A 1,863-nucleotide genomic window follows, 5' to 3' on the forward strand; every position below is an offset into this window, starting at 1 on the left:
TGCGTCTACATGCGCCCCCCGGAGGTGGTTAACACCCCCGAGCACGCGGCCCGGTGGGCGCAGGAGCACACGCACGCCAGGCCGGGGGCGCGGCGCCGGGCATGAAGCGGTTCCCGTACGGGGGGGGGGGGGGGGGTCACCGTCCCGTGACGGTGACCCGCCCTAGGCGTCGCCGGACTCCGGAGCACCGAAGGCGATGGCCCCGGAGGGGCACAGGCCGGCAGCCATCCGGGCGGCCGTGCGGTGCGCGGCGGGCGGCTCGGCGTGCAGCAGGAGGACGAGGCCGTCGTCGGGGTCCTGGTCGAAGACCTCGGGGGCGGTCATGGCGCACATGCCGGCGCCGATGCAGCGTTCACGGTCGATGCTCAGCCGGGCCGTGCTCATGCGCCGTCCTCGTCCCAGGTGACCGGGAGGCTCTTGACCCCGTAGATGTCCGCGGCCTCCGGGCGCAGGCGGACCTCGTCGGCCGGTACGGCCAGGCGCAGCGTGGGGAAGCGGTCGACCAGGGCGCGGAACGCCACCCGCATCTCGATGCGGGCCAGCTGCTGGCCCAGGCACTGGTGGATGCCGTGGCTGAACGCCAGGTGTCCCTCGTGCGGCCGCCGGAGGTCGAGGACGTCGGGGTCGGTGAAGCGGCCGGGGTCGCGGTTGGCGGTGTTGAACGACAGGACGACGGTCGTGCCGGCCGTGATGGTCTGGCCGCCGACCTCGACGTCCTCCAGCGCCGTCCTCATGAACGTCTTCGCGACGCTCAGGTACCGCAGCAGTTCCTCCACCGCCCCGTCGGTGAGCGAGGGATCGGCGCGCAGCGCGGCCAGCTGCGCCGGGTTCTGCAGCAGGGCGAAGGTGCCGAGGGACAGCATGTTCGCCGTGGTGTCGAAGCCGGCCGCCAGCAGGATGAGGCTGATCCCCTTGAGCTCCTCATCGGTCAGATCGCTGTCGGTGAGTTCGCTGAGCACGTCGTCGGTGGGGTTCGCGCGCTTGGCGGCCACCAGCCGGGCGAGGTACTCCTGGGTCGCGGTGTAGGCCGCGATCAGCTCCTCCTCGCTCACCTCCCCGCCCATGAACGCGTCGATCTGTTCCTGGAAGGAGGCCCGGTCCTCGTAGGGCACGCCCAGGATCTCGCAGATCACGATGGTGGGGATGGGCTTGGCGAACGCGGTCACCAGGTCCGCCGTCGGTCCGGCCTGTTCCATGGCGTCCAGGCACTCGGTGGTGATCTGCTCGATGCGCTCGGTGAGCATCCGCATCCGCCGCACGGTGAACTTGCCGACCAGCGGCTTGCGGTAGCGGCTGTGCTGCGGCTCGTCCATGAGGAGGAACTCGCCGGGCGGCGCCGGGGGGAGCTCGAAGTCGACGACGTTCAGCAGGTCCTTGCGCGAGCTGAACCGGGGGTCGGCCAGGACCGACCTGACCAGGTCGTATCCGGTGATCAGCCAGCCGGGTACGCCGCCGGGGTGGGTGTAGCGGCTGATGGGGCCGTGCCGGCGGGCGTCGGTCAGCTCGGCCGGCGGGTCGAAGGGGCAGCCGGGCCGGCGCTCCGCCGGCGGCGTGGTGACGGTGTGGACGGACTCGCTCATGACCGTTCCTCGTTTCGCGCGGTGACGTCTTTTACTTGTTTGGAAAGCTACGTTGCATTCGCGGAACGGTCAATCGATCGGGCGGGTATTTGCAGGTCAGAGTGGGTAAATCGATGCAATGACCTGCCGTCGAACGCAATGCTTCGTTGCAATGAGTGGGAACGAAGGCAATGTGGGCGGCGCGCCGGGGCCCGCGCGGGCGCGACGCGGGGGCCACACGCGGGGACGGCCGGGCCGCGCGGGGCGGGCGCCCCCCCGGTGAGCGGCAGCCCGGAGCCCCCCC

General features: G+C 71.4%; 2 protein-coding genes. Both read right to left on the bottom strand.

Annotated elements, in window-relative coordinates; translation table 11 throughout:
* Positions 1-162 precede the first annotated feature (162 nt).
* Positions 163-384, bottom strand: coding sequence for a ferredoxin (locus ACFXA3_RS35190; RefSeq protein WP_385193872.1), 222 nt, complete (start codon positions 382-384; stop codon positions 163-165).
* The gene (locus ACFXA3_RS35195; protein ID WP_385193875.1) at positions 381-1,580 is read right to left on the bottom strand and encodes a cytochrome P450; all 1,200 of its coding nucleotides are present in this window, start codon (positions 1,578-1,580) and stop codon (positions 381-383) included. The genes ACFXA3_RS35190 and ACFXA3_RS35195 overlap by 4 nt, the downstream gene beginning before the upstream one ends.
* Positions 1,581-1,863: the final 283 nt, after the last annotated feature.

The organism is Streptomyces sp. NPDC059456, from assembly GCF_042750055.1.
Taxonomy (GTDB): Bacteria; Actinomycetota; Actinomycetes; order Streptomycetales; family Streptomycetaceae; genus Streptomyces.